This window comes from Shewanella sp. Choline-02u-19, from assembly GCF_002836205.1.
Classification (GTDB): Bacteria; Pseudomonadota; Gammaproteobacteria; order Enterobacterales; family Shewanellaceae; genus Shewanella.
This window is the reverse complement of record NZ_PJBE01000013.1, coordinates 2,944,821-2,967,397: the sequence shown is the minus strand read 5'-3', so window position 1 is coordinate 2,967,397 and position 22,577 is coordinate 2,944,821. Positions and strand designations below refer to the sequence as shown.

Annotated in this window: 18 protein-coding genes and 1 pseudogene; 8 read left to right on the top strand and 11 right to left on the bottom strand. The window is 44.9% G+C overall.

Annotated elements, in window-relative coordinates; genetic code table 11:
• Nucleotides 1-5 precede the first annotated feature (5 nt).
• The 5 genes from CXF83_RS19585 to CXF83_RS19565 form a co-directional block, all read right to left on the bottom strand.
• Nucleotides 6-1,556: a M16 family metallopeptidase gene (locus CXF83_RS19585; RefSeq protein ID WP_232775158.1), complete on the bottom strand. Its 1,551-nt coding sequence runs from the start codon at nt 1,554-1,556 to the stop codon at nt 6-8.
• Nucleotides 1,556-2,962, bottom strand: coding sequence for a M16 family metallopeptidase (locus CXF83_RS19580; RefSeq protein ID WP_198553582.1), 1,407 nt, complete (start codon nt 2,960-2,962; stop codon nt 1,556-1,558). Before CXF83_RS19580 ends, CXF83_RS19585 begins: the two co-directional genes overlap by 1 nt.
• 179 nt (nt 2,963-3,141) lie before the next feature.
• The gene (norR, locus tag CXF83_RS19575; RefSeq protein WP_101092491.1) at nt 3,142-4,683 is read right to left on the bottom strand and encodes a nitric oxide reductase transcriptional regulator NorR; all 1,542 of its coding nucleotides are present in this window, start codon (nt 4,681-4,683) and stop codon (nt 3,142-3,144) included.
• A 168-nt stretch (nt 4,684-4,851) separates the two neighbouring features.
• Nucleotides 4,852-7,146 (bottom strand): nitric-oxide reductase large subunit, encoded by a 2,295-nt coding sequence (locus CXF83_RS19570; protein WP_101092490.1) that lies wholly within the window; start codon nt 7,144-7,146, stop codon nt 4,852-4,854.
• A gap of 356 nt (nt 7,147-7,502) precedes the next feature.
• The gene (locus CXF83_RS19565) at nt 7,503-8,429 is read right to left on the bottom strand and encodes an LpxL/LpxP family Kdo(2)-lipid IV(A) lauroyl/palmitoleoyl acyltransferase (RefSeq protein ID WP_101092489.1); all 927 of its coding nucleotides are present in this window, start codon (nt 8,427-8,429) and stop codon (nt 7,503-7,505) included.
• Nucleotides 8,430-8,548: 119 nt separating this feature from the next.
• Between CXF83_RS19565 and hldE the strand changes: the two genes are divergently transcribed.
• Nucleotides 8,549-9,979: a bifunctional D-glycero-beta-D-manno-heptose-7-phosphate kinase/D-glycero-beta-D-manno-heptose 1-phosphate adenylyltransferase HldE gene (hldE, locus tag CXF83_RS19560; RefSeq protein ID WP_101092488.1), complete on the top strand. Its 1,431-nt coding sequence runs from the start codon at nt 8,549-8,551 to the stop codon at nt 9,977-9,979.
• 39 nt (nt 9,980-10,018) lie between these two features.
• Entirely contained in the window at nt 10,019-10,882 is an 864-nt protein-coding gene (locus CXF83_RS19555; protein WP_232775156.1) for a hypothetical protein, read from the top strand.
• 200 nt (nt 10,883-11,082) lie between these two features.
• Here the strand turns inward: CXF83_RS19555 and CXF83_RS19550 are convergent.
• A pseudogene (locus CXF83_RS19550) lies at nt 11,083-11,208 on the bottom strand (nitronate monooxygenase); the annotation flags it as partial.
• 90 nt (nt 11,209-11,298) lie between these two features.
• Nucleotides 11,299-11,682 (bottom strand): hypothetical protein, encoded by a 384-nt coding sequence (locus CXF83_RS19545; RefSeq protein WP_101092486.1) that lies wholly within the window; start codon nt 11,680-11,682, stop codon nt 11,299-11,301.
• Between the two features lie 532 nt (nt 11,683-12,214).
• Between CXF83_RS19545 and CXF83_RS19535 the strand changes: the two genes are divergently transcribed.
• Both CXF83_RS19535 and CXF83_RS19530 read left to right on the top strand, forming a co-directional pair.
• Nucleotides 12,215-13,105: a tyrosine-type recombinase/integrase gene (locus CXF83_RS19535; RefSeq protein ID WP_101097995.1), complete on the top strand. Its 891-nt coding sequence runs from the start codon at nt 12,215-12,217 to the stop codon at nt 13,103-13,105.
• Complete coding sequence (locus CXF83_RS19530) at nt 13,102-14,202, top strand: IS91 family transposase (RefSeq protein WP_101089235.1); 1,101 nt, start codon at nt 13,102-13,104, stop codon at nt 14,200-14,202. The genes CXF83_RS19535 and CXF83_RS19530 overlap by 4 nt, the downstream gene beginning before the upstream one ends.
• A 256-nt stretch (nt 14,203-14,458) precedes the next feature.
• On the opposite strand, the gene CXF83_RS19525 is transcribed toward CXF83_RS19530, so the two are convergent.
• Both CXF83_RS19525 and CXF83_RS19520 read right to left on the bottom strand, forming a co-directional pair.
• Entirely contained in the window at nt 14,459-14,836 is a 378-nt protein-coding gene (locus tag CXF83_RS19525) for a hypothetical protein (RefSeq protein WP_101098038.1), read from the bottom strand.
• Nucleotides 14,837-14,949: 113 nt separating this feature from the next.
• On the bottom strand, nt 14,950-15,471 hold the full coding sequence (locus CXF83_RS19520; protein ID WP_101089241.1) for a hypothetical protein: 522 nt from the start codon (nt 15,469-15,471) through the stop codon (nt 14,950-14,952).
• Nucleotides 15,472-15,997: 526 nt separating this feature from the next.
• Between CXF83_RS19520 and CXF83_RS19515 the strand changes: the two genes are divergently transcribed.
• The 4 genes from CXF83_RS19515 (at nt 15,998) to CXF83_RS19500 (ending at nt 19,594) form a co-directional block, all read left to right on the top strand.
• On the top strand, nt 15,998-16,336 hold the full coding sequence (locus tag CXF83_RS19515) for a cytosolic protein (RefSeq protein WP_101091754.1): 339 nt from the start codon (nt 15,998-16,000) through the stop codon (nt 16,334-16,336).
• Between the two features lie 833 nt (nt 16,337-17,169).
• Nucleotides 17,170-17,637, top strand: coding sequence for a TetR family transcriptional regulator (locus CXF83_RS19510; protein ID WP_101091755.1), 468 nt, complete (start codon nt 17,170-17,172; stop codon nt 17,635-17,637).
• 276 nt (nt 17,638-17,913) lie between these two features.
• Entirely contained in the window at nt 17,914-18,501 is a 588-nt protein-coding gene (locus CXF83_RS19505) for a hypothetical protein (RefSeq protein ID WP_101091756.1), read from the top strand.
• A 10-nt stretch (nt 18,502-18,511) separates the two neighbouring features.
• Nucleotides 18,512-19,594 carry a rhomboid family intramembrane serine protease gene (locus CXF83_RS19500; protein ID WP_101091757.1) on the top strand — a complete coding sequence of 361 codons (1,083 nt, stop codon included), beginning with the start codon at nt 18,512-18,514 and terminating at the stop codon, nt 19,592-19,594.
• 84 nt (nt 19,595-19,678) lie between these two features.
• Here CXF83_RS19500 and CXF83_RS19495 read toward each other — a convergent pair whose 3' ends face one another.
• Together CXF83_RS19495 and CXF83_RS19490 are read right to left on the bottom strand one after the other, a co-directional pair.
• Complete coding sequence (locus CXF83_RS19495) at nt 19,679-21,058, bottom strand: MipA/OmpV family protein (RefSeq protein WP_180960973.1); 1,380 nt, start codon at nt 21,056-21,058, stop codon at nt 19,679-19,681.
• 136 nt (nt 21,059-21,194) lie between these two features.
• The gene (locus CXF83_RS19490) at nt 21,195-22,577 is read right to left on the bottom strand and encodes an NAD(P)(+) transhydrogenase (Re/Si-specific) subunit beta (RefSeq protein ID WP_101091758.1); all 1,383 of its coding nucleotides are present in this window, start codon (nt 22,575-22,577) and stop codon (nt 21,195-21,197) included.

The following is a 22,577-nucleotide window of genomic DNA, read 5'->3' as shown; positions in this document are numbered from 1 at the left end:
ACGTATTATAACGACTCATTAGCAGACACTTCAATCAGCTGCCAGTCAGGAAGCTTCTGTTTAAGATCGGCATTGATTTTTTCTGCGTCGCCACGGATCACAATATAGGGTGGACGACTAAATACATCGGCGGCAATGGACTGCAGTTGCTCCGCGGTGAGCGCCTCGATTTTGTCGGCGAATGCTTGCTGGTATAAAGGTGAGTACCCAGAGGTGAGCTGCCTAATAGTATCAAGCTCTAGCGCCATGGGGTTATCTTGGCGCAGCAGTAATTTACTGGTGTTATAGGTTTTTACTGCGGTTAACTCTGCTTGACTGGGTGGACTCTCAGCGGCCAGTGCTAAGTGCTTGAGTACACCATCGATAAAGGCGCCAGTGTGCTCAAGTTTAGTACTGCCATAAAACTTGATAGATCGCGAAAGAGGATTGTCATAACAGCGACCGTAAATACCGTAAGTTAAACCACGAACCTCACGTAAGTCGTAATATAATCGGCCCGAAAAACTGCGCCCTAACCAGCTTGCAAGTAACTGACAATCTTGAGCATTGCCACTTGCATCACTGGGTAATAATGCTTGATTTACCTGTGTGTCATTTAAGTCTCTAACCATTGGATAGCCGACTCTGATTTGAGTTTGTACACTGCCAGGGGCGTCAATAATGTAGATCGTTTTACTGCTATTGCCTAAAGGAACAACAGGCATGTTCTGCATTATCTGTGTGCTGGAATGATTATGGGTATCTTGGGTTATGTTGGTGGTGCTATTTAACGCCACTGCGCGGGAGAGTAATGCTTGTGGTGGCTTACCTTTAGCATTAGTTAGTCTTTGGTTAGCTAATACAGCCCAACTCGATTGAGATAATATCTGCTCTCTAACGTTATTAAGGCTATCAAGCGTTAAGCTATCGGCAAGTGAACTATCGTTGAGCGCTTGGTTATAGATATGTTCTTCGCCGAGAATAGTTCTCGCCCAGACGGTATTGATCTCTGCGCCACTAAAAGCATTGATATGTTTAGCGAGCTTTAATTGCCGCCTAACATTAGCAATGTCGATGTCATCAAAGCTGTGTGGGCGCCAAAAATTCATTAGCAGCTCAGTGGCCTCTGTGGGAAGTTGGTGGCAACTAATACCAATCGCGATACTGTGCAGTGACGGGCTAAACGTTAGGCTCTCGGCGCAACTCTGCGCTTGGCTCGCGACCAGCCAACGGCGCTTTTCTTCAAATGCTCTCATCAACACGTCTACATTTTTAAACGGCTGTCGAGCGCTATAAGCCACGAGAGTGAGGTGATCTAAACCTGATTTTGGATCGTTAACCCTAAATAACTGACTGCCGTTAGGCATTATTTGTTGTTGAATGCTCTGTGTTTGCTCAAAACGCATGGACTCAAGGGTCGGTGCCCCGTGAATGGGGTTAAACTTTGGGAGACTGGTTGCAGCTGTCGCAGTAAAGTCTATTTGAGTCTGTTGGCAGCCCAGTAGGTATAGGCTTAAGTAAACCATTAAACTTACACTGGCAACTCTTATATAGATAATGCGTATCCGATGTTTCATCACATTACACTCTCTTCAAGATCGTCCGCTGTTCCCTTTGGCAACCACTCTAGAATCGTTTTGGCAGCACGTATGTGCCAAGGAGGGAGCAAGTCGAGCCGGACGCGTTTGTGCTTAAAATAATGCTCGCTTACGCGCTGTAGATCCGCAGCCGTGACAGCATTTATTCGCTGCCATTGGGCTGTTAATGGTGCTGAACTATCCTGCGGTAGCGTCGCTGAAAGGGTTCGAGCCAGTACCGATGGGCTATCTAATATTGAGAGCTTTTTATCTAGCCATATCTGCTTTAGTTGGCAAAGTTGTTGCGCAGGTATGGGTTCTACAGTTACCGATCCAATTAACTTTTCAACGTTCTCGGTTAAGGTATCGAGTGAAGTGCGGGCTCGGGGGACTAATACCAGATTGGTCACGCCATGATGCTGCATTTTGAGTGGAATTGAATAACTAAGGAGTTGGTCGGGATCGCTGAGACTGGTGCGTTCAATCAAGCTACTTTTATTTTGAAACAGGTACGCTTCGAGTAACGCCAGTGCAGCGGCATCTGGCGAATCAGTTCCTGCTGTATGCCAAGCGAGTAACACCGCTGGCCACGGGCCGCGTTCATCAACTATTTCACCGTGAACCGCCTTTGTGTCAATGATGAGATCTGACATGGCGACTTTAGCGGCAAGCGGCTGTTGCCAGCTGGCAAAACTATTATCTATCCAGGTATTGGTGTTTGCGGGGAGGTTACCCACTAAGCTTAACTGCATTGCATCGGGGCGATAAAAACGCTGATGAAACTGATTGAGCGATTCAGGTGTCGCGGCTTTTACGTCAGCAATGCTACCAATAACCGCATGTCCATAGGGCGTACCTTGAACTTGCGCTAGCAAAAACTCCATTGCTTTACGCACATAAGGTTGGTTATCAATGCTGGTGGCCATCTCCTCGAGCACTGCGCCTTGTTGGTTAGCAACGGTGGCAGGCGTTAGCGCTGGATACCTAAAACGATCGGCTTCTAACCATAAACTTAGCTCCAGTGCTGGGGCGGGGATGGTTAAGTAATAATTAGTGAAATCAAAAAAGGTACTGGCATTAAACTGGCCGCTGAGTTCACTCATAGTTTGAGTGTAACGGTCACCGGGGGCATGCTGACTGCCTTTAAAGAGCATATGCTCAAACAGGTGCGCATAACCCGTTTGCCCCTTGATTTCGTTTCGAGAGCCAACATCAAACTGGCTGGCGATTGAAATTGATGATGAGTCAGTAATCGCTAAGGTTCTCACCTGTAAGCCGTTGCTTAATTGACGATACTGAATACGCTTTTCGGTTTGATAAAGCGGAGCTGCTTGGGTGGTTAGATCGCAACTGTGCTCAATGGCAGTTAGAGGTTGTTGCTCTGCAGCAATAGCGCCGTTTGAGATAAAACCTACGGCAAAAAATAGGCCGATGAAAAGGTGCTTATTTGCCGATTTTCTCAATGTGCTTCATCCTTTTGCAACGTAACATAACCCATTAAAGCAACGGCGGATTTATCTCTTACACTCATTTATAGCAGTTATTGTCATTAACCCCAATGGGCATTTTGATGTGGTTTAACTTATTATTTTATCCCAATGCGTTTAGCGAGTCGGTGGAGGTTGCCAGAGTCGAGTGCAAGGGATCTCGCTGTTGCCGCCCAGTTACCTTCGTTTTCAGTTAATACTTGCTGAATATACTGTGATTGAAAAGTTGCGGTAGCTTGCTTTAACGTTTGATGGCTGGGGTGCGCAGTATGGCTAGGGACTATTTTAGTGTTAGTGACGCTGGTTTGCGGCTCCACATGGAAGTCAAAATGTTGCTGCGAGATAAGGCAGCTGTCCGATGATGATTGGGCGCGAGATAGCACCGATGCTCGGTGCAGCACATGTTCTAACTCTCGGATGTTGCCGGGCCAGTCGTAGCCATTGAGAATGGCAAGGCTGCTTGCATCTAATCTAAGGCTTTTAAGGCCTAGTTTTTGGCGACAGCGTTCTACAAAAAAACCGCTTAATAAAGTGACATCACCATCACGTTCTCTTAGGGGCGGTACGACGATTGGGAATACACTGAGTCGGTGGTAAAGGTCGGCTCTAAAGCGTCCTGCAAGTACCTCCTTTTTAAGGTCTTTATTGGTTGCGGCAATGATTCTCACATCAACTTTTAAGCTCTTATCAGAACCTACTTTCTGTAGGTCGCCGTACTGCAATACTCTTAATAACTTGGCTTGTAACCCTAATGGCAGTTCGCCAATTTCATCTAAAAACAAGGTGCCGTTGTCAGCTTTTTCAAACTTGCCACTACGATGACTTATTGCACCGGTAAACGCGCCTTTAACATGACCAAATAGCTCACTCTCAGCAACGGATTCTGGCAACGCTGCGCAATTTAAGTAGACGAGAGGCTGTTTTGCACGATGCGAAAGTTGATGCACCGATTTTGCCACCAACTCTTTACCTGTACCTGTTTCCCCTAAAATAAGCACGTTTAGATCGGTATTCGCGACCACGTTAAGCTCATTTTTAAGTGAATTTATCGCCATTGAGTGGCCTATCATTTCTACACGAGTATCAGCGTTAATACGGCTCGCAGAGGGTATTTCCTGTGACTGGACAGCCTGTTTCTCGAGTTTATCGATCATCAAGGCATTGTTAAGCGAAGCTGCCGCAAGCGCACTGAGTGTGCGCAGCTCATTGTCACTAAAATCGTTAAATTGCTTAGGGTCAAAACCGTCGATGGTGACAGCGCCAATCAGGTCGCCATTAGCAAGCAAGGGGAGTCCGATGCAAGCGTGCACCACTAAGTTATCACCTTGGTGAGGGATCAGGCCATCGTAAGGATCAGGCAGTTCACTGTCAGCTGGAAAGCGCACGATATCGCCAGCGCGTGCAATGGCTTCGAGTCTTGGGTGTTCGCTGATAATAAATCGTCGCCCGAGTACATCTGGGCTGAGGCCATCAATTGCCAGAGGGTTAAATTGTTGTCCGGTAAATTGCAGTAGTGCGGCAGCGTCGCAATGCAAGGTTTGCCTTATGGTATCGAGTAAGCGCGAGAATCTATCATGATCAGAAAGCCCAGCAGTAATATCTAAGGCGATGCGGGTAAGATCAGTTTGGCTTAAAGACATAGAGAATTTCCATAAAGTATTACAACAAAACTCATACTTTCTGAGCGATGGGAGGTGTTTGTCTTTTTGACATTAATGCGAATGATGAACAGTGTCAAATGTACCGTGTATTAGATAAAGAAAAGGGCGCTACAAATAGCGCCCTTGAGTCTGTATCATTTAACGTTGTTAAGCGTTAGCTGATGCTTGACTGTCATCTAGTGCGCTCGCTGTTTTCTTCTTAACAATGGCTTTTTTGATAATATCAAAGAAGAAGTAGCCCATAAATAAGCCACCAAAGCCAAATAGAATATCACCAGGCATACGCATCCAAACCAGTGTTTCAACCAGTGGACTATGGATCACTTCTGGTGAACGAGCAAACCAGTAACCATTGTCGATAACGGCAAAGAACTGCACTATGCCAACGGGCAGTAGAGACATAAATACCATGGCGGCTAAGCCAATATTCATGGTCCAGAAGGCGCCTTTTAGAAGCTTCTCATTCCACTGCATTTGTCCTGTTAATCCACGTAAGCAGAATAACATCAGTCCCATACCTAGCATTCCATATACCCCCATGAACGCTGCGTGGGCGTGAGTTGCGGTAGTATTTAGACCTTGGATAAAGTACAACGCGATAGGTGGATTGATGAGGAAACCCAAGATCCCAGCGCCGACTAAGTTCCAAAATGCGGTTGCCACGAAAAACATAATCGCCCACTTGTAACGGATCATCCAAGGGCTTGCTGCACGTAAGCGATAACTTTCAACCGCTTCAAAACCAATCAGTGCCAGTGGTACCACTTCTAGAGCCGAGAAAATCGCGCCCCATGCAATCACTGAGGTTGGCGTACCGGTAAAGTACAAGTGATGCAAGGTGCCGATTAAACCACCGGTTAAGAAAATAACCGTGGTGAAGAGTACCGCTGCATTTGCGCTGCGAGCACGGATAAGTCCAAGGCGCACAAGCATTAAGGCGACAACAGAGGTAGCGAAGGTTTCGAAGAACCCCTCTACCCATAAGTGAACCACCCACCAGCGCCAGTATTCAGCAATCGCAAGGTTGGTATGCTTACCCATAAATAGGCCAGCACCATAGAATAAACCAATCGCTACACACGAGGCGTACAGTACCCAAATAACCGGGCGCATCTCGCCTTTAACTTTTAACGCGGGACGCATTGCTGCTGTCACAAGGGCAAGCCAGATCAATAATCCTACCAGCAGTAATATCTGCCACACTCGGCCTAAATCGATATATTCATAACCTTGATGACCGAATAAGAAATTCATGTCTAGGTCAAAATACTGCTGAACACCAATCCATTCCCCTGCCATAGAGCCGAGCACAACCACCAGAAGTGCAACCCAAAGTACGTTTACACCGATGCGTTGGAACTTAGGTTCATAGCCCGATAATGCAGGGGCAATATAAAGACCTGTACCTAACCAAACCGTTGCAATCCAGAATACGGCAAGTTGTGTATGCCAAGTACGCGTGACGGAGTAAGGGAGAATTTCTGACAGTGGAATACCGTAAAAATTTTGCCCTTCAACCGCGTAGTGTGCGGTGATCCCTCCGAGTAATATTTGCAATAGAAACAAGCCTATCGCAGTAACGAAGTACTTCCCTACAGCGCGTTGTGATTTAGTGGGTTTAGTGAAGAAGAGTGGGTCTTGTTCGGCAGGCTTTGGCAAACTGTCATGTTTACAGCTCGCGTGATGCCAGACTAATGCACCAATACCCGCAATAAGAGTCACAAAACTTAAGATTGACCAAACCACGTTGTCTGACGTTGGCGTATTACCAATTTGTGGATCGAATGGCCAGTTATTGGTGTAGGTATAATCGGCATCTGGACGTTCTGTTATTGCAGCCCAAGCGCCCCAAAATAGAAAACCATTGAGCTTTTCACGGCGATCTAAGCTCGGAACGGTACCCTCTTTCATTGCATATTGTTCTCTAAGAGATGATAACTCTGGGTCATCACCAAATAGCGCTAAATAATGTTGCTCTACCTGTTTAATGGCTGCAATACGCGTGTCTGAAAGAGTGATATAGGTATCACCATTAGCTTGCTCAACAACCGTATTACGGCGAATATCTTCGCGCAAGCCTTGCTCTAGTCCTGCTTGTTGCTGGGTATTTAGTTGCGTAAACGGGATCTTGAAACGCTGCTTTGCGGTGATATCTAGCCAAGCCTGAGCTTCTTTATGTAACCAGTCTGCAGTCCAGTCTGGAGCAACATATGAACCATGTCCCCATATAGAACCCAGTTGATGCCCCCCCATAGAGCGCCAAACCAATTGTCCTTGTTCGATGTCATTTTGACTAAATAGTGTTTGTCCTTGGCTATCAACAAAAGCTGTCGGTATTGGCGGCTTTTCTCGATAGATTTCACTACCAATACTCAGTAGTACAGTAAATGAAGCAATTAGCACCAGTAGTAGTGCAATTGCCGTTAGTCTTTGTTTGCTCATAAGTCCTCTTAGCGCAACGGTATTATTATTCAGGCGTAGCTTGCTATAGCAGATAGCATGCCAATAGTTGAAGCTGCTGTTTTAAAAGGATATTGTTGTTTTTATTTATAGTGATAATGTCATAAGGACAGCGCTTTAAGTGTCTTTATGACACCTAGCTGTCTTTTTGACATTAGCGTGGCGTTCGAAAAGTAATCGACGTAGGAAATCGTGTGGAAATAAATACTTATCGGGCTGAGAATGTCGAGTATGGCTAAGCATGAGGACATTGGAGTATGAGAATGTAGAAAGGGCTACTTGTTGAACGAAAGTGAGCTAAACAAAGCCCTTTGCAAATGCTGCAAAGGGCTAGGGGGTTATTTATATAAGGACGGGTCTTCAGGTTTTGGGCGGGTCTTAAAACGTCGATGCAGCCACATATATTGACCTTTATTACGGCAAATAATGTCTTCAATAATTCGATTACCCCGCTTGGCATCTTCAATCTCATTTTCGCCTGGAAAGTCTTCTAACGGCGCTTGGACTTCGATGTTATAGCCTGTGTCGGTACTGTTTCGTTCAACAAAAAAGGGCAGAACCTTGGCTTTACCCAGCCTTGCCAGTGTGGTGGCACCGGTAATGGTGGCGGCTTCTTTAACCGCGAAAAAAGGGATGAATGTGGCACTCGAACGGCCAAAATCTTGATCGGCAGTGTACCAAATGACGTTGGGGGCTCTTAAGCTACGCACCATTTGGCGTAAATCTCTTTTTGGCACCAGCGCTTTATTAGATCGTAATCGACCTTTGACCTGCAGATACTCAATTACGGCATTATTATGCGGTCGGTAAACGCCCACTCCTGGCTGGAACTGGCCAAAGATACGAGCACCCATCTCTAAAGGCAGGCAGTGAACGGCGTACAGTATGACCCCTTGGCCACTGTTCAGGGTTTGCTCGACATGCTCTTGACCTTTAATACTCATATGTTGTTGAATTTTTTCATCCGACCACCACCATGCATTGATGGTATCGAAGATCGCTTTGCCTGTTTGTTCAAAGTTTTCGCGTAATAGCGTTTGCTGTTCTGCTTCGCCCATATCAGGAAAGCACAGCTGCAAATTACGCTTGGCAGTGTTAACCCGTTTGCGGGCAAACTTCATGGCAATTCTGCCAATAGCCGCGCCAATCCTCATTTGGAGAGGTAATGGCAACACTTGTGTTAAGCGCATCATCGCAACGCCTAGCCACAGGGGCCAGTACTTAGGATGATAAAGATGAGATGACAACTGGGCTTTTTCTACCACGGAAAACTCGAATACATTGAAAAATTACTCATTATTCTAACGCAAACTCACTCAAACTCACTCAAAATCATTAAAAATTAGGTACAATCATCAGTAAATTTGCAAAACACACGGCCATTATGAAGATTTCTCTGCCAGCATTTGAAAACGCCAAGGTACTCGTCGTTGGTGATGTAATGTTAGATCGCTACTGGGCGGGCACGACTGCGCGTATCTCTCCTGAAGCACCCGTCCCCGTTGTTAAAGTCGAACAGATTGAAGATCGACCTGGCGGCGCGGCGAATGTGGCGATTAACATTGCCACGCTAGGCGGCGCAGCGAGTCTTGCTGGCATCGTCGGTGTTGACGAAACGGCTGACGCATTGACCATTGGTGTGCAAGCATTCGGCGTTGAGCCTAATTGGCATCGAGTTGCTGGCAAGCCGACGATCACTAAACTACGAGTGATGTCGCGCAATCAGCAATTGCTGCGTTTGGATTTTGAAGAGAGTTACTCGAAAGTAGAAAGTGATGCGCTGCTAGCAAAAACCATTTCACAGTTAGACAATGTCGATGTGGCAGTGCTGTCTGATTACGCTAAAGGCGCCCTCGTTTCTCCTGAAGCCTTTATTCAATCGGCGAACGACAAAGGGGTCAAAGTGTTAGTGGATCCTAAAGGCAGTGATTTTGCTCGTTACCGTGGTGCTTATCTATTAACGCCAAACATGGGTGAATTTGAAGCGGTAGTGGGCAAGGTTGAATCAGAAGCAGACTTAGTCGCTAAAGCCCAGTCTTTGTTGTCGCAATTTGAGCTCAATGCCATGTTGGTAACGCGTTCAGAAAAAGGCATGACATTAATCACTAAAGATCAGCCTGAGCTGCATATCCCCACGGTTGCACGCGAGGTTTACGATGTGACGGGTGCGGGTGATACCGTTATTTCAGCGCTAGCGACAGCGATTGCCGCAGGCAGTGATTTACCACAAGCGTGCGCCATTGCTAATACGGCAGCAGGAATAGTGGTTGCCAAGTTAGGCACCTCAACAGTGACCAGAATTGAGTTAATCGAAGCGCTCTCTTTGAATCAAGGTGAATCAGGTTTCGGTGCAGTGAGTGAAGACCAACTCGTTTACGCGCTAGAGCAAGCTAAGCTGCGTGGTGAGCGTGTGGTCATGACCAATGGCTGCTTTGATATTTTACATGCTGGACACGTTAGTTACCTGCAACAGGCCAAAGCCCTAGGTGATCGATTAATCGTTGCTGTTAATAGCGACGCTTCAGTCAAACGCCTGAAAGGCGAAGGGCGTCCGGTGAACCCAGAAGACAGACGAATGGCAGTGTTAGCCGGTCTTGCTTCGGTTGATTGGGTGGTCCCATTCAGTGAAGATACACCACAACGCGTGATTGCTCGCTTGTTGCCTGATCTGCTGGTAAAAGGCGGCGATTACAAGGTTGAAGATATTGCGGGTGGCGAAGAGGTGATTGCTGCGGGGGGCAAGGTTAAAGTACTCGGCTTTGAAGAGGGTATTTCAACCACGGCGATTATTGAAAACATCATGGCTAATCGCTAGTGAAAGCCATGCGTAAAGATCAATAATGTTATCTAATCAATGCTGAACTCATTAGTTTTTAGCATCGCGCTGACAAGTGGCTTTATTTGGGATGATATCGGTTCTAAGAAAGCCCTTGTTTGCGAGCTTAAGCAGCTTGAAGTTTGCTTAAGTCAACTCCCTCCTTCTGCCAGAAAACAGTTACCTAACACTCAGCTGATACAAATGTCATTGGGCGCGCGCGCCGCGATGGTGTTACCTCTCAAGCATGTCGACGTCGCAGGCGTATTAGTAACCGACTTTAGCCAGCTTCCCCTCAAACGCAGTGTTAATTGGGGAGAAGGGGACTTTTCTTTGAGTCTTAATCGGCAGGATGAACTGACCTATTGGCATGAATTAGGCCACCTTCAAGCAATTGAAGCGCTTAAGACCATGAATGCTGAGATCTCCAGTCCTTTTCAACATGAGTGGTTAGCGGATCTCTATCTGATTTGGCGTATCGCCAAAGAAACTAATAGCTTGAGCTTAGCGTGGCAGCAATATCATCGTCGTAACATTGATGTAATGGCAAATGTGGCATTTATGTCCCATTGGAGTGTGCCTATCATGTCGCAAGCTCTTGCGCGTTATAGCGTCAAAGAGCTCACCGCGTTCAACAGTTTTAATACATTTTTAGCTGACTTTTGGCCGACGATAGCACTGCCAACCGCTGATAGTTTAGCTGAATTTTCAAGCCTGATTCAGCGTACATTCGGTGCTGGGACAGTGCAACCACTGCCGGAATATATGTATTGGCGCAAACCCGCTTTAGGACATTATTTTAAGCCGACATTGATTAAGTTAATGGGACAGACTGATGCAGTGCAGTGGCTTGTAGATCAAAGTATGGATCAAGATGGTTCGAGTCTAAAGCCCAGGCTGTAGGGTTTGTAAGCAGGGTTCCTTTAAGGTAGAGGGTTATCTATTTCCCCTTGGGCAGAAGTGGTTATTTTTGAAGCATGTGGTTCCAATTGCCTGCTTTCGACGGCCTCAGCTGCACCTACATTGGGTTAGAAAAGCACAATCACTCGGCATTTAAGTTTGAAATAGAAAGTCTATTAAAGATATGGCTGTCCTGTCTTTTTCCCACAAGGAATAGAGCCAAGCCCACCAGAGTTTGATACTGCAGCAGCCAACTCCCAGTTTTGTACTCCAGCCATTGGAGCTTGAATTATTGGCTTTTCAATACCGAGGATACTGCATAGATTCATAATTATTCTTCCTGAATGCGATATGTTTTATTTAGGCATTTAACGCCCTGTTAACAGGCCAACTGTATTTTGTCCTTTTTTAACAGCTTGTTAGGTAACATTAAGCACTTTCGGAATCTCACGAGTAACCACATGAATAAACTCATTTGAAGTCATAACTGAGAAATGAGCCAGCTCTCCTGGAGTTGTGTCATATAGTATGGTTTCAGTTTTAAGATAATCTATTAAGCTCGATTTATCATACCTACCAATAACTCCACTCTCTCTATTGAGGTGGTAATTTTCTGAATGGTCACATTCATCATAAATTTGAAATTGGACTGTGTCTGTAAAAACTACTAGAAAGCGCTTAGGATCAAATTTTCCTGCTGCCCCTTTCCCTTCTTCAAGGGTCAAAGTTAGCAATCCATTTTGGTACTGTAAATTATCAAGGAACCAATCCTGATAATTGTGGGTATCAAGCTCAGTTTTCATCTAGTTACCTAACGCCTTGTTAGGTGTTTTAGTTGGCATGATGCACCTGTTTGTATTGAGCACGATTACAGTAAACTAGACTACCAATTACCACCCAATATAAGAAGAACAAAGTGGCGTTGTATGTGATGTGGCTGTAATTCACTTTAGTTGCGTTAATTAAAACAAATGGGATCGATACGACGAAAAATACTATTAAGGCGATTAGACTGAATTTACGAACAAATATTAGTAAGGGAATACCTACGATTTGTATCGTGATTTGGGTGAGCACCCACAGCCTATAAGTTTCACTGTCAGAACTAAGTAAAATTAAGTGAAGCGCTGAACTGATAGCTAAAGCCAGCATGCTTAAATTAATAATTATTTTAAAAGTACGATCCATATACACCTAACGCCCATTTTGTCCTGCTTGAAATTCTTGTTGAACGAAGCCGCTCTGCGGCAGAAAAGATAAAAGCCCTCTCTATCTCCCATCCTAAATACTTATTAGTACAGACCCTGTTAGGTCTTTACTACTAGGAGTATTATCATGGACACATTCGAACAACACCGCTTTGATTCTCTTTATGAACAACATCTTACCAACTTAACCCTACAAGGCAAGCGACCCGCCACCATCGATGCATATAGCCGTGCAGTACGGCGTATTGCCGCCTTCTTTGACCGTTGTCCCGACAACCTTACCACCGATGATTTAAAGCGTTACTTTGCTCAACTGATAGCATCACACTCGTGGAGCACCGTTAAGCTTGACCGTAACGGCTTACAGTTTTTCTATCGCCATGTGCTCAACCAACACTGGGAGTGGCTCAACATCGTTAAGCCTCCACAGGTCAACCGACTGCCCGATATCCTAACCCCAACTGAAGTTGCCATCGTTATAAGTCTCACACATAAGTTGCGATATCAGGTCTGCTTTCTGACCCTATACAGTATGGGGTTGCGCCTCGGCGAGGCCATTTCATTGCAAATAGGTGATGTGGATTCACAGATGATGCAGGTGCATATTCGCAATGCTAAAGGCGGTAAGGATAGATTGGTTCCTCTACCACAACGCACCTTATTAGCGCTGCGATATTACTGGCAAACTCATCGCCATCCACGCCTGATGTTTCCTGGTAAAGACGGTAAACCGGATTCGATGATAGATAAAGGCGGCATTCAGAAAGCCTTAAAACGAGTCATTGCTGAGTGCAATATTCATAAATCCATCAGTCCGCATAATCTGCGACATAGCTACGCAACCCATCTGCTAGAGCAAGGACTAGACCTGCGCTCAGTGCAAAGCCTGCTCGGTCATAACAGCCTCAACACCACCGCTCGTTACACCAAACTGACCCACATCACCCGTAAAAATACCGCTGAGGCAATTAACAAACTTGCTGATGATTTAATCTTGAAGTGGGAGTGCGACGTATGAAGTTCATCGATATTTTACGCGACCATCTTGATACCTTTAATCAGGCTTTTGATCAACAAATCACAACCTCGATGCGGCAAGCTATTTTCGCCATGCTCAGTTGTCGCACCAATACTGAGAGAACGAGTCAGTGGGCGTGTCAGAGTTGCCCTCATCATGCTGACTTTCCGTTGTCTTGTGGTCATCGCAGTTGCCCGCAATGTCAGCACAACACCACGAGCGACTGGCTGGCAAAACAGCAGGCTAAACTGTTGCCCGTGGAGTATTACATGGTCACTTTCACTCTGCCTTATGAGCTTAGAGTTACCGCCAAACATCAGCCTGAACTTGTCTATCAAGCCATGTTCACCGTCGCTGCTAGCGTGCTCAAGGAATTTGCTAAAAACGCAAAAAAACTCGGTGGTGACATCGGTTTTACGGGCGTGCTACATACCCATAATCGGCGACGCGACTACCATCCTCATATTCACTTCATCATTCCCGCGGGGAGTTTCAACAAAGCCAAACAACAGTGGCACAAGAACAAAGGCAAGTACCTGTTTAACAGTTTTAACCTCGCCAAAGTATGGCGAGCACGCTTGCTTGAGCAATTGACAGACAAGCTCAACATCAAGCTGCCAGCAGCCATCCCGAAACAGTGGGTTGTCGACTGCCAGCATGTTGGCAAAGGGCTACCTGCGCTAAAGTACCTGTCGAGATACCTCTATCGCGGCGTTTTGTCTGACAAAAGCATCATTAGTGCAACCGAAGATCAAGTGTCCTTCGAGTATCAAAATAGCCAAACCAAAGCCACTGAAATACGCACTTTACCTACGGTGGAGTTCCTATGGTTAGTGCTTCAGCATGTGCTACCGAAGGGATTACGTCGAGTGAGAGACTATGGATTACTGCAAGGAAGTTGCCGAAAACTAAGACTGCAAATACAGCTCATGCTAGCGGTTGCGGGAACGATGTTTGCGCCGTTCGAAAAAGCTACCAAAACCAAAGCTATACGACCTTGTCCCTGCTGCCAGCAGCCGATGACATTTATGGGAGTGCACGCACGACTGACAAGCTTTCTTAGGCAAAAACCAACGACACCTAACGCCACTGTTTAAGCGGAAGGATAAAAAAGTTAACACTTAAGATGCGGAACAAGAAAAGTATAAGGAGGTGCTAAGGCATTGATATGTTGAGGTAACGAAATTAGCTGGCGATGCTAAGGGATAGATGCGGCTAGTAAAAAATGCTACTGCTCAGCACACATCGAAAAAGCGTAAGATCTTACGCCGATATTTACACAATAAAGGTATCACTCGGGCTTGTTCAACAATCGGGATAAGGACGCGGCTACGCGCGGCCTATCCTTATTCGTTAGGTAACTTTTACCCACTGCCCAAATCTGACTATCTGTTGAGGCGCATATTCCATCACCCATGTTCGATCTGAAGCAATAATCAGAATACTTTCTTGGTCTAGGTAATATTCCAATTCGGACAGCAATTTAGACCAACTTAAATATCTTAAGTATGACCAAGCTTTATCAGTGATAATTATTTCAAAGGTATCAGAAACACTCTTACTCTTTAACCAAGTAATTAGTTTCTGTTTATGTACACTATCTTCGAAAGAAGCAATAACCCATTCACTAGTGTCGTCAACACCACAATCCCAATCTACTTCATGTAAATGAGGTTCAACAAGTTTCCTCAGATCTCTCACTCGCAATTCTGGATTCAGAAGATTAACCATCCGTAGTTACCTAACGCCGTTTTAAGCGGCAAATTGCAGTTGGCTAAAATAAGTGAGATACGAACAAAAAGCCAACTGTGATTTGTCCGACTTGAAAACCCTTGTTAGGCGCTTTATGGATACGTTACGACCCATACTTTATGTTTTTTCATTAGGTTACTATACCCCTCAGAAATCATCCCATTAAGGTATGATAATCTCAGGTGCCCTTCAATAAGTTGATAAGGGGCTTTCATTTTTTGCTCACCAAACTCGATTGGATGAGAAATCTCACTAAAATTTTCTCCTATTATAATAGGCGTTGGCGTAGAACCATATTCAAGCATATATTGACCAAGCCAAGTCGTTTTTCTGTGATTACCTTTTAATAACTCTTTACCCCAAGATTTAAGTTGAGGAAGCCAATCACCTACATGATCAATTTCTAATATTTGGTCATTATTAAGTTCACGAAGTTCATACTTCCATTTTTCAGGTTGTAATGGAATCCAATCTTGGAAGTCACTCCAATGTCTATAAATCCATGATTCGATCACTTCTTTGGGAATATGACTAAGTTCTTCAGGCCATCTTTTAAAATATTCTTCAAACGGTTCAGGAGATAATGAATCGTAATTTTTAACTGCGGGATACATGGAAACTCCTTGGCGCCTAACATTTTAATATACGGCTTGCGCGTTTTTCCAAGCCATGTTGAGAAAGCGTGCACAGTAAAAAGCCTTAAAAGTTTATTAATAACAGCTTATTAAACACTTACGCTAAAAGTTGTATCCAATACACCTAGGGAGAAAAGTGAGTCGCACACTTTGCTTTCCGGTTATCTGAACTTTTCATGAACGCACACTTACATCTTACTGAATTTATACAAGTTACTAACACTGCACAATAGTAAAGCGTGAATTGAATCTAAGAAAATGATCTGTTTCCACAATTAAGCCAATAATACTGTATGTCCAACCACACTTTCTTACTTAATCCAATGCTGCTGCGTCTATGCCATTTGAGTTCATTTCTGACTCGTTATGGGACAAAAACGTGTTTCAAGTTGGCCTAGTGAATGTCCGGTAATGGCACAGAATTACCGCCTTTAGCAACTAAATCACTACTACGTTCTCCTCTGATAGTGATAAAATCTCCGCATCAGAATTACCGAGGAACTCTATGTTTATCCATCATGTTAACGGCATCGACTGGCTTGTGATTACAGCTTTTGAAGAACTGAAAACTAAATTTATCGAAGAAGCCGCTGCGATTCCCTTTTGCTTCTCTACCGTCAGCGAATTGAACCTGATTGATCAAGCCAAGAGTACTTATGGATATTTGCCTACACGCAGCGGCGTAATCACTGATACCGGCACTTTTCAAAGTCAGGATAACGAAGAAGATTTGAACCCACAGCTTGCCTGCCTAGTTGAGGGGCGTGGTCGGGTGTTTATCTATCACGGCGGCTTTGTGGCTTTTGTGGATGACGATCAAACCTTTATTACCCGAATGGACTGAAATTATTCAGTAAGTTGAAATCAGCGAATTGGCATCCCTAGCCGTTCATCCGCAAGCGCTTCGTTTATTAACAGGGTGCGAATCGAATGGAGCCGGATCCTAGCTTCAATAAGAAAAGCAATGCTGCGGTTAACTGGCGAGCTGTATCCCTAGCAAGTTTTGGGGCATAGATGCGTTAGCTGCTGACCAAAGTGGTTCCAATGACCTGCGGTCGGCCCATGTGCAGTCACTGCCGAGGCTCGCCGCAAGTTCGTCCCTGAAGGCTCAACGAAATCATCCTTGATTTCGACGGCCTCAGCCGCATCTACACTGGGTTATAAAAGCGCAAACTCTCGGCATTTTAGTTTTAAATTTAAAGACATAAGCCTTAAATTAAGCAATATTGCCAAACAGAATAAACATTGATTACAGAATCCAATCTCCCCCGTTGGAAATTTTGCTGTTTAAATTTCGCCGGGGCGCTGAGGGATTGTCAAGGGGCGCAAGCGCTTTGCCCCTTGGCTCTGGTGTGGGCGAAGCACCACGACTTCGATTTTGATTTTGAAAAACAATAACTGATAGTACAGCCAAATTGTTTTGGGGCATAGATGCGTTAGCTGCTGACCAAAGTGGTTCCAATGACCTGAAGTCAGCGTATGCGCAGCTTAATATCTAGTAATGTAAAAACATAGAACCAAGCTCTAGCTTGCTCGCTAATGAATAGCAGACAACCACTGTTCAGCCATTTTTTGCTGAACCTAGGCTGAACACTTTACTGATTACTTCATAAGGAGTGGGTTTCTGGCAACGGCTTTTGATAGAGTCATTTTACGTCGAATCAATGGGGCCGTATAATGCCAAAGCGTTCAAGAGCTGAAACCAAGCAAACCATAGAACAAATAACAGCAGCTGCACTGCAACAGATGTTGAATATGGGTTATGACGCGATGTCCTACTCCACCCTTTCGCAAGCAACAGGGATCAGCCGCACTGGGATCAGCCATCACTTCCCTTATAAAGCGGATTTTCTCACCCTGTTAGAACCGAAACTCGGCGCCTTGTTAATTGAGGATTTAGACTTTAGCAGCGCAGAATTGCTGCAGGAATCTTGGCTTTACGCATTAGAAACCCCTCAGTTTAGCGCGATTATAAAACTGTTCTTTGCTATTTGTGGCTCCAATCAGTTGAATACAGCCCAATATAAGACACTGACTTTGTTACATGACAAAGTGGCCGTTGAGTTTGGGGAGCCGGGGAGAACAACTGTCGATACGCTATTAGGTAAAAGCGCAATATTTCTGTTTAAGCAAAATAGGCAATAAATAGTTCACGAACCTATAAAGCTAATGATTTTCTTTGTGTATGCTATTCGGGCTAAAATTAATCTCATCTTTGTTATCTATGATTCGCCTTTGATATTCTGGGTTAGCAAGGGCGTAGCGGTTGAGAGCATGACCCACATAGAGTAACGGATAGCCCAATGCTGCTTAAGTATAAAAAGCAAAAGGTTAAGGTGCTAGCGCTGTAGCGACGAAGTCAGTTTTTCTATATGCTAGCGGCCAATAAATATTTTAAGCCTGTAATGAGTGATGCACGATATGGACGTCAAACCTAACATCTCAGTAGCCGCTGAATCGATCAAACGTTTCCCCAAATTAGATAATCAAGAGTTAGTCAAACCCAGCTTTTGGATAAGCCAAGTGTTTATGATCATTGCCACCATTGTTGGTGTCTATTTGGCTGCGCAAGAGGGCTTGTCACAGGCGATTATCTTCGATGACTTATCAAACAAACAAGATAACTATTACCTTCGACATGCTCTTTTCGACGAAGTGAATGACAATGTCACTATCATCAATGAGTATGCCGATACAGTGGCAAAAAGCTCCCCTTATGACTTAAAGAGTATTCACCCTACAATGGCAACATTCGTCTGGGAGAATATGCGCTACTCAGCCAATACATTGGAAACTCCAACGCAAATTCTCACTGAGACTCGGCGATTCTATATGACATCGGCAAACATTATTTCTAAAATGGAAAGTCGATTCTATGGTGCAAAGTTTGGCGCTGAAAAACTCAAAGAGTTAACCAAAAATGTGTCTGAATCAACCCTCCCAATGTTGCAAAAAAACTATCAAGCACTCGCCGCAGAGTTAGACGCTGCCAATATTACGGTTGAATAAGGATATTTAAATGACGATTAAGTGCCCCGGTTGTAACAGCCAAGCGATGCGAGTGTTCGAGTTTCATGGTCAAGAGGTTGATAGCTGCACTGAGTGCGGTGGTATATGGTTTGATAGTGGTGAGCTTAACGGTGCACTTTCAACGGCAGACAATGGCAATGACAGCGTCGGCATTGAAAATTCACTCGGTGAACATCAAGGGGTGTCACTCCGACAATGCAGCCATTGTCAGTGCAGTATGCAGCACTACTTTTTAATGGACGACTTTCAAGTTGAGGTGGAGGTTTGCCACTCTTGTACTGGGGTATGGATTGATGAACACGAACGAGAGAAAGTGCTGCAGTCCCCGCAAATTAGAGCGGCATTAGAACGACTCAATCAAAAAACCAATGTCAAAACGTGGCTGTTTCAATTTTTACTGCAAATGCCGTTAGAGTACAACTTAAAAACCAAGAGCAAACCTTGGGTCACGTATAGTTTACTTGCACTGAATATCATCATCTTTTTTGCCTACGGTTATAGTGACCCCGCTACTGTGTGGGTGTTTGATCATTTTGCCATGCAGGCGTCACTCGTGATGCAAGGGCAGCAGGTATTGCCTCTGCTAAGTCATATGTTTCTTCATGGTGATATCGTTCATCTGCTGGGGAATATGTATTTTCTCTATGTGGTTGGTGACAATTTAGAGGATGCACTCGGTCATTCTCGTTTTCTTGCGGTGTACTTACTGTGCGGTTTTGCTGCCGTCTTTGCTCAAATTGCATCGGATCCAACATCGACCGTATACATGGTTGGCGCGAGCGGGGCGATAGCGGGCTTGTTTGGTATGTATCTGTTGTGGTTTCGGCATGCCAGTCTGACATTCATGTTTGTTGTCTTTCAAAAGAAATTGTCGCCGATGGCATTCTTTGCGATTTGGTTATTGATCAATATTGTAGGGGTATGGTTTGCTGAGGGCGGCGTGGCTTATTGGGCGCATATTGGCGGTTTTATCGCAGGTCTGATTATCGGTATCGCGCTTAAGCAGCGAGTCATGTTGGCTAACCCCATGTTGGCGATGCTTAATTCACCCGAAGTGAAAGTGTCTCGATAGTTTGTGTGTGTTTACGCATGTTTAGAAAATTAAGGCCGCGAATGCGGCCTTTTTGTTAACTCACTACCAATCAACTAATCTAGCTTAAAAGTGCCATTGCAGGTAAACACTTTGATAATTACTGCCACCACTTATGCGGCCAAAGGCCGAGCTCGACTCAAAAATGCCTGAGCGGTGGTGGATGCTATAACCAAACCAAAGGTTTTCCATTTTTCTTGAATTGAACACATCTCCGACATTAACATCTAAAGAAAAATCTAAGTAATTAAGCAGCTTGGATGGCTTATAGTCTTTTTCTTCTAACTCGCTAGATTCAATGTAAGTGACCGTGCTGGCGTAAGATAAACCTTCGGCGACACCGAGTCTAAATCGTGGGCCAATTTCAAAGGTGTAGTATGCTTTAATCGCAATAATGGCTTCAGCAATATTATCTTGTACTTCAGAGTCATGGTGCCAGACTAAGCCCGGCGTCAAGTAAAGCTCTATCGGTAAGGTAAACAGGGTATCGGTGAGCTGAGTACCGTAAAAAGCCGAGGTCATTTGGTTGTTATAGGGATCGGTTGCGGTTTGCCATTTGAGTATCGCATTGAGGTTCGACGGCGTCGCCCAGCCATGAGCAATACGCAGGTATTGGGTAGGTTTTTCTTGTTTAGTCACAACAGGCTTAGCCGAATAATTCTTTTTATCCGGTTCGGGAAAAAAGCCGAAACCGAAAAAGGACTCATACTGAAAGCGGTTATTAATACTGGGCAGATTGTAGACATCATCTTCTAAGCGTCCTACGCCAAACTGGCCCAATAAATACAGGTTTCTGAACACATGATATCGCGCTTTTATGCCCGCATTAAAGCTCACCCCACCGCCCACTTCATATTTATCTAAGCCATAATAATATTGATTAAAATCGGCACTTTTCCACTGAAACTCAGCGTAAGGTAATAGGCGCCAATCTCCAGACTGCCAAAGGTATTGAGTGCGACTATAGCCATAACTGCGCTTGTCGGAGTCAGAGAGAATGGCTAAATCGACATCCCATTGATCTTTGACAAAACGGTATTGAAAACCAAAATCAAAGGCTTGAGATTGAGTGTCATTTTGCAATTCTTGGGGAATATCAACAAAGCGGAAACGGGTGTATAGATTGACTTGATGGTTGTCATTTTTCCAGATGTGACCGGCAGCTTCCATTCCATTGATATAGAAATAATCATTCTTAAAATAGATGAGCGGCAAGGTGTCATACACCTCATCTTCTTCGGTGGCGAAGGGAATATCGCCACGGCGTTTACCGATACCAATGCCCCAACTGTTATTCCATTGATTGGCTGTCGGCTCTTCTGCTGTCACCGCGATTGCCGATTCTGTTGTCGTTGCCAATGCAGGGTCTTTCGCCGCGTTAACGTTGCCTTGGGGCACAAGCATTAACAAGCAGACAAAAGTTGTTGAATATAGATTGAATTTCATATTATTTTTCTTAGATTAGCGCTGAGCGAAGTATAGAGAAAAAAGCAGGTTACATACATAAGTTTAACAAAATTGTATTAATTTAGACTTAAAAAAAAGACCGCAAATGCGGTCTCTTAATCATTGAAGCTAATAATTAATCTGCTTCTTTTAAGCTCTTTGTCAGCTCAACAATGGCTTTCTTACCATCGCCAAATAACATGACCGAGTTGTCCATCGCAAACAGAGGGTTAGGCAACCCTGCAAAGCCTGGGCTTAATGAGCGCTTTACAATTACGACGGTTCTAGCTTTGTCGACGTTGAGAATGGGCATTCCGTAAATTGGGCTGCCTTTGTCTTCTCGTGCCATAGGATTAGTTACATCGTTAGCACCAATCACAATCGCCACATCAGTTTGCTCAAACTGAGGGTTAATCTCATCCATCTCGATTAACTGCTCATAAGGCACTTCAGCTTCTGCTAGCAATACGTTCATATGGCCTGGCATGCGACCCGCTACGGGATGGATGGCATAAAGCACCTTGGTGCCTCGCGCTTCCATCACCGAGGCTAGCTCACGTACAGCATGTTGCGCTTGTGCCATTGCCAGTCCGTAACCTGGCACGATAACAACGCGCTCGGCAGTTTCGAGTAACATCGCCACTTCTTCTGGTGAAGACGAGGTGATTTTACCGGCATAAACTTCGTCAGCATCAATCGTTTCTCCGCCTTCGGCCATAACGCCAAAGAGCACATTAAACAGTGAGCGGTTCATTGCCTTACACATGATCCGTGTCAGAATAATACCTGATGCACCGACCAGTGAACCCGATACGATAAGGACGGTGTTGCCGGTAATAAAACCAGTCGTTGCCGCAGCAAGACCTGAATATGAGTTAAGCAGGGCAATGACAACGGGCATATCAGCGCCGCCAATGGGGATGACGAGTAATAAACCGAGTACCACTGACACAGCAACTAACGCATAGATCAGATTAGTATTGCTTGGGTCCATCACGATAGCAACAGACAATCCAATGGCACTGAACAACAACAATGCATTGAATATCTTGTTACCAGGCACCTTTATCGGATTGCCTGAAATAAGCTCTTGTAGCTTAGCAAACGCAATAAATGAACCTGACAGCGTCACGGCACCAATAATCACGGTTGCCGTAATGGAAATCAAGGCGACGGTGTGTGTGGCAGACTGAGGATCGAGGAAGTTAGCCAAGGCGATAAAGAGTGATGCTCCACCGCCAAAACCGTTTAGCATTGCGACCATCTGTGGCATCGAGGTCACTTGAATTCGGGACGCCATAACTGCGCCGATAGTTCCCCCCAATAGCACACCCGCAATGATCCACTCGTAACTTAAAATACTCTGGTCAAACAGAGTCACAACGACCGCCATGAGCATACCTAATGCGGAGAGTTGGTTACCCCTGACCGCCGTTCTCGGCTTTGTCAGGCCTTTTATCCCAAGGATAAATAAGCTCGCAGCCACCAAATAGACGAGATAAATAATTGTCGCACTCAT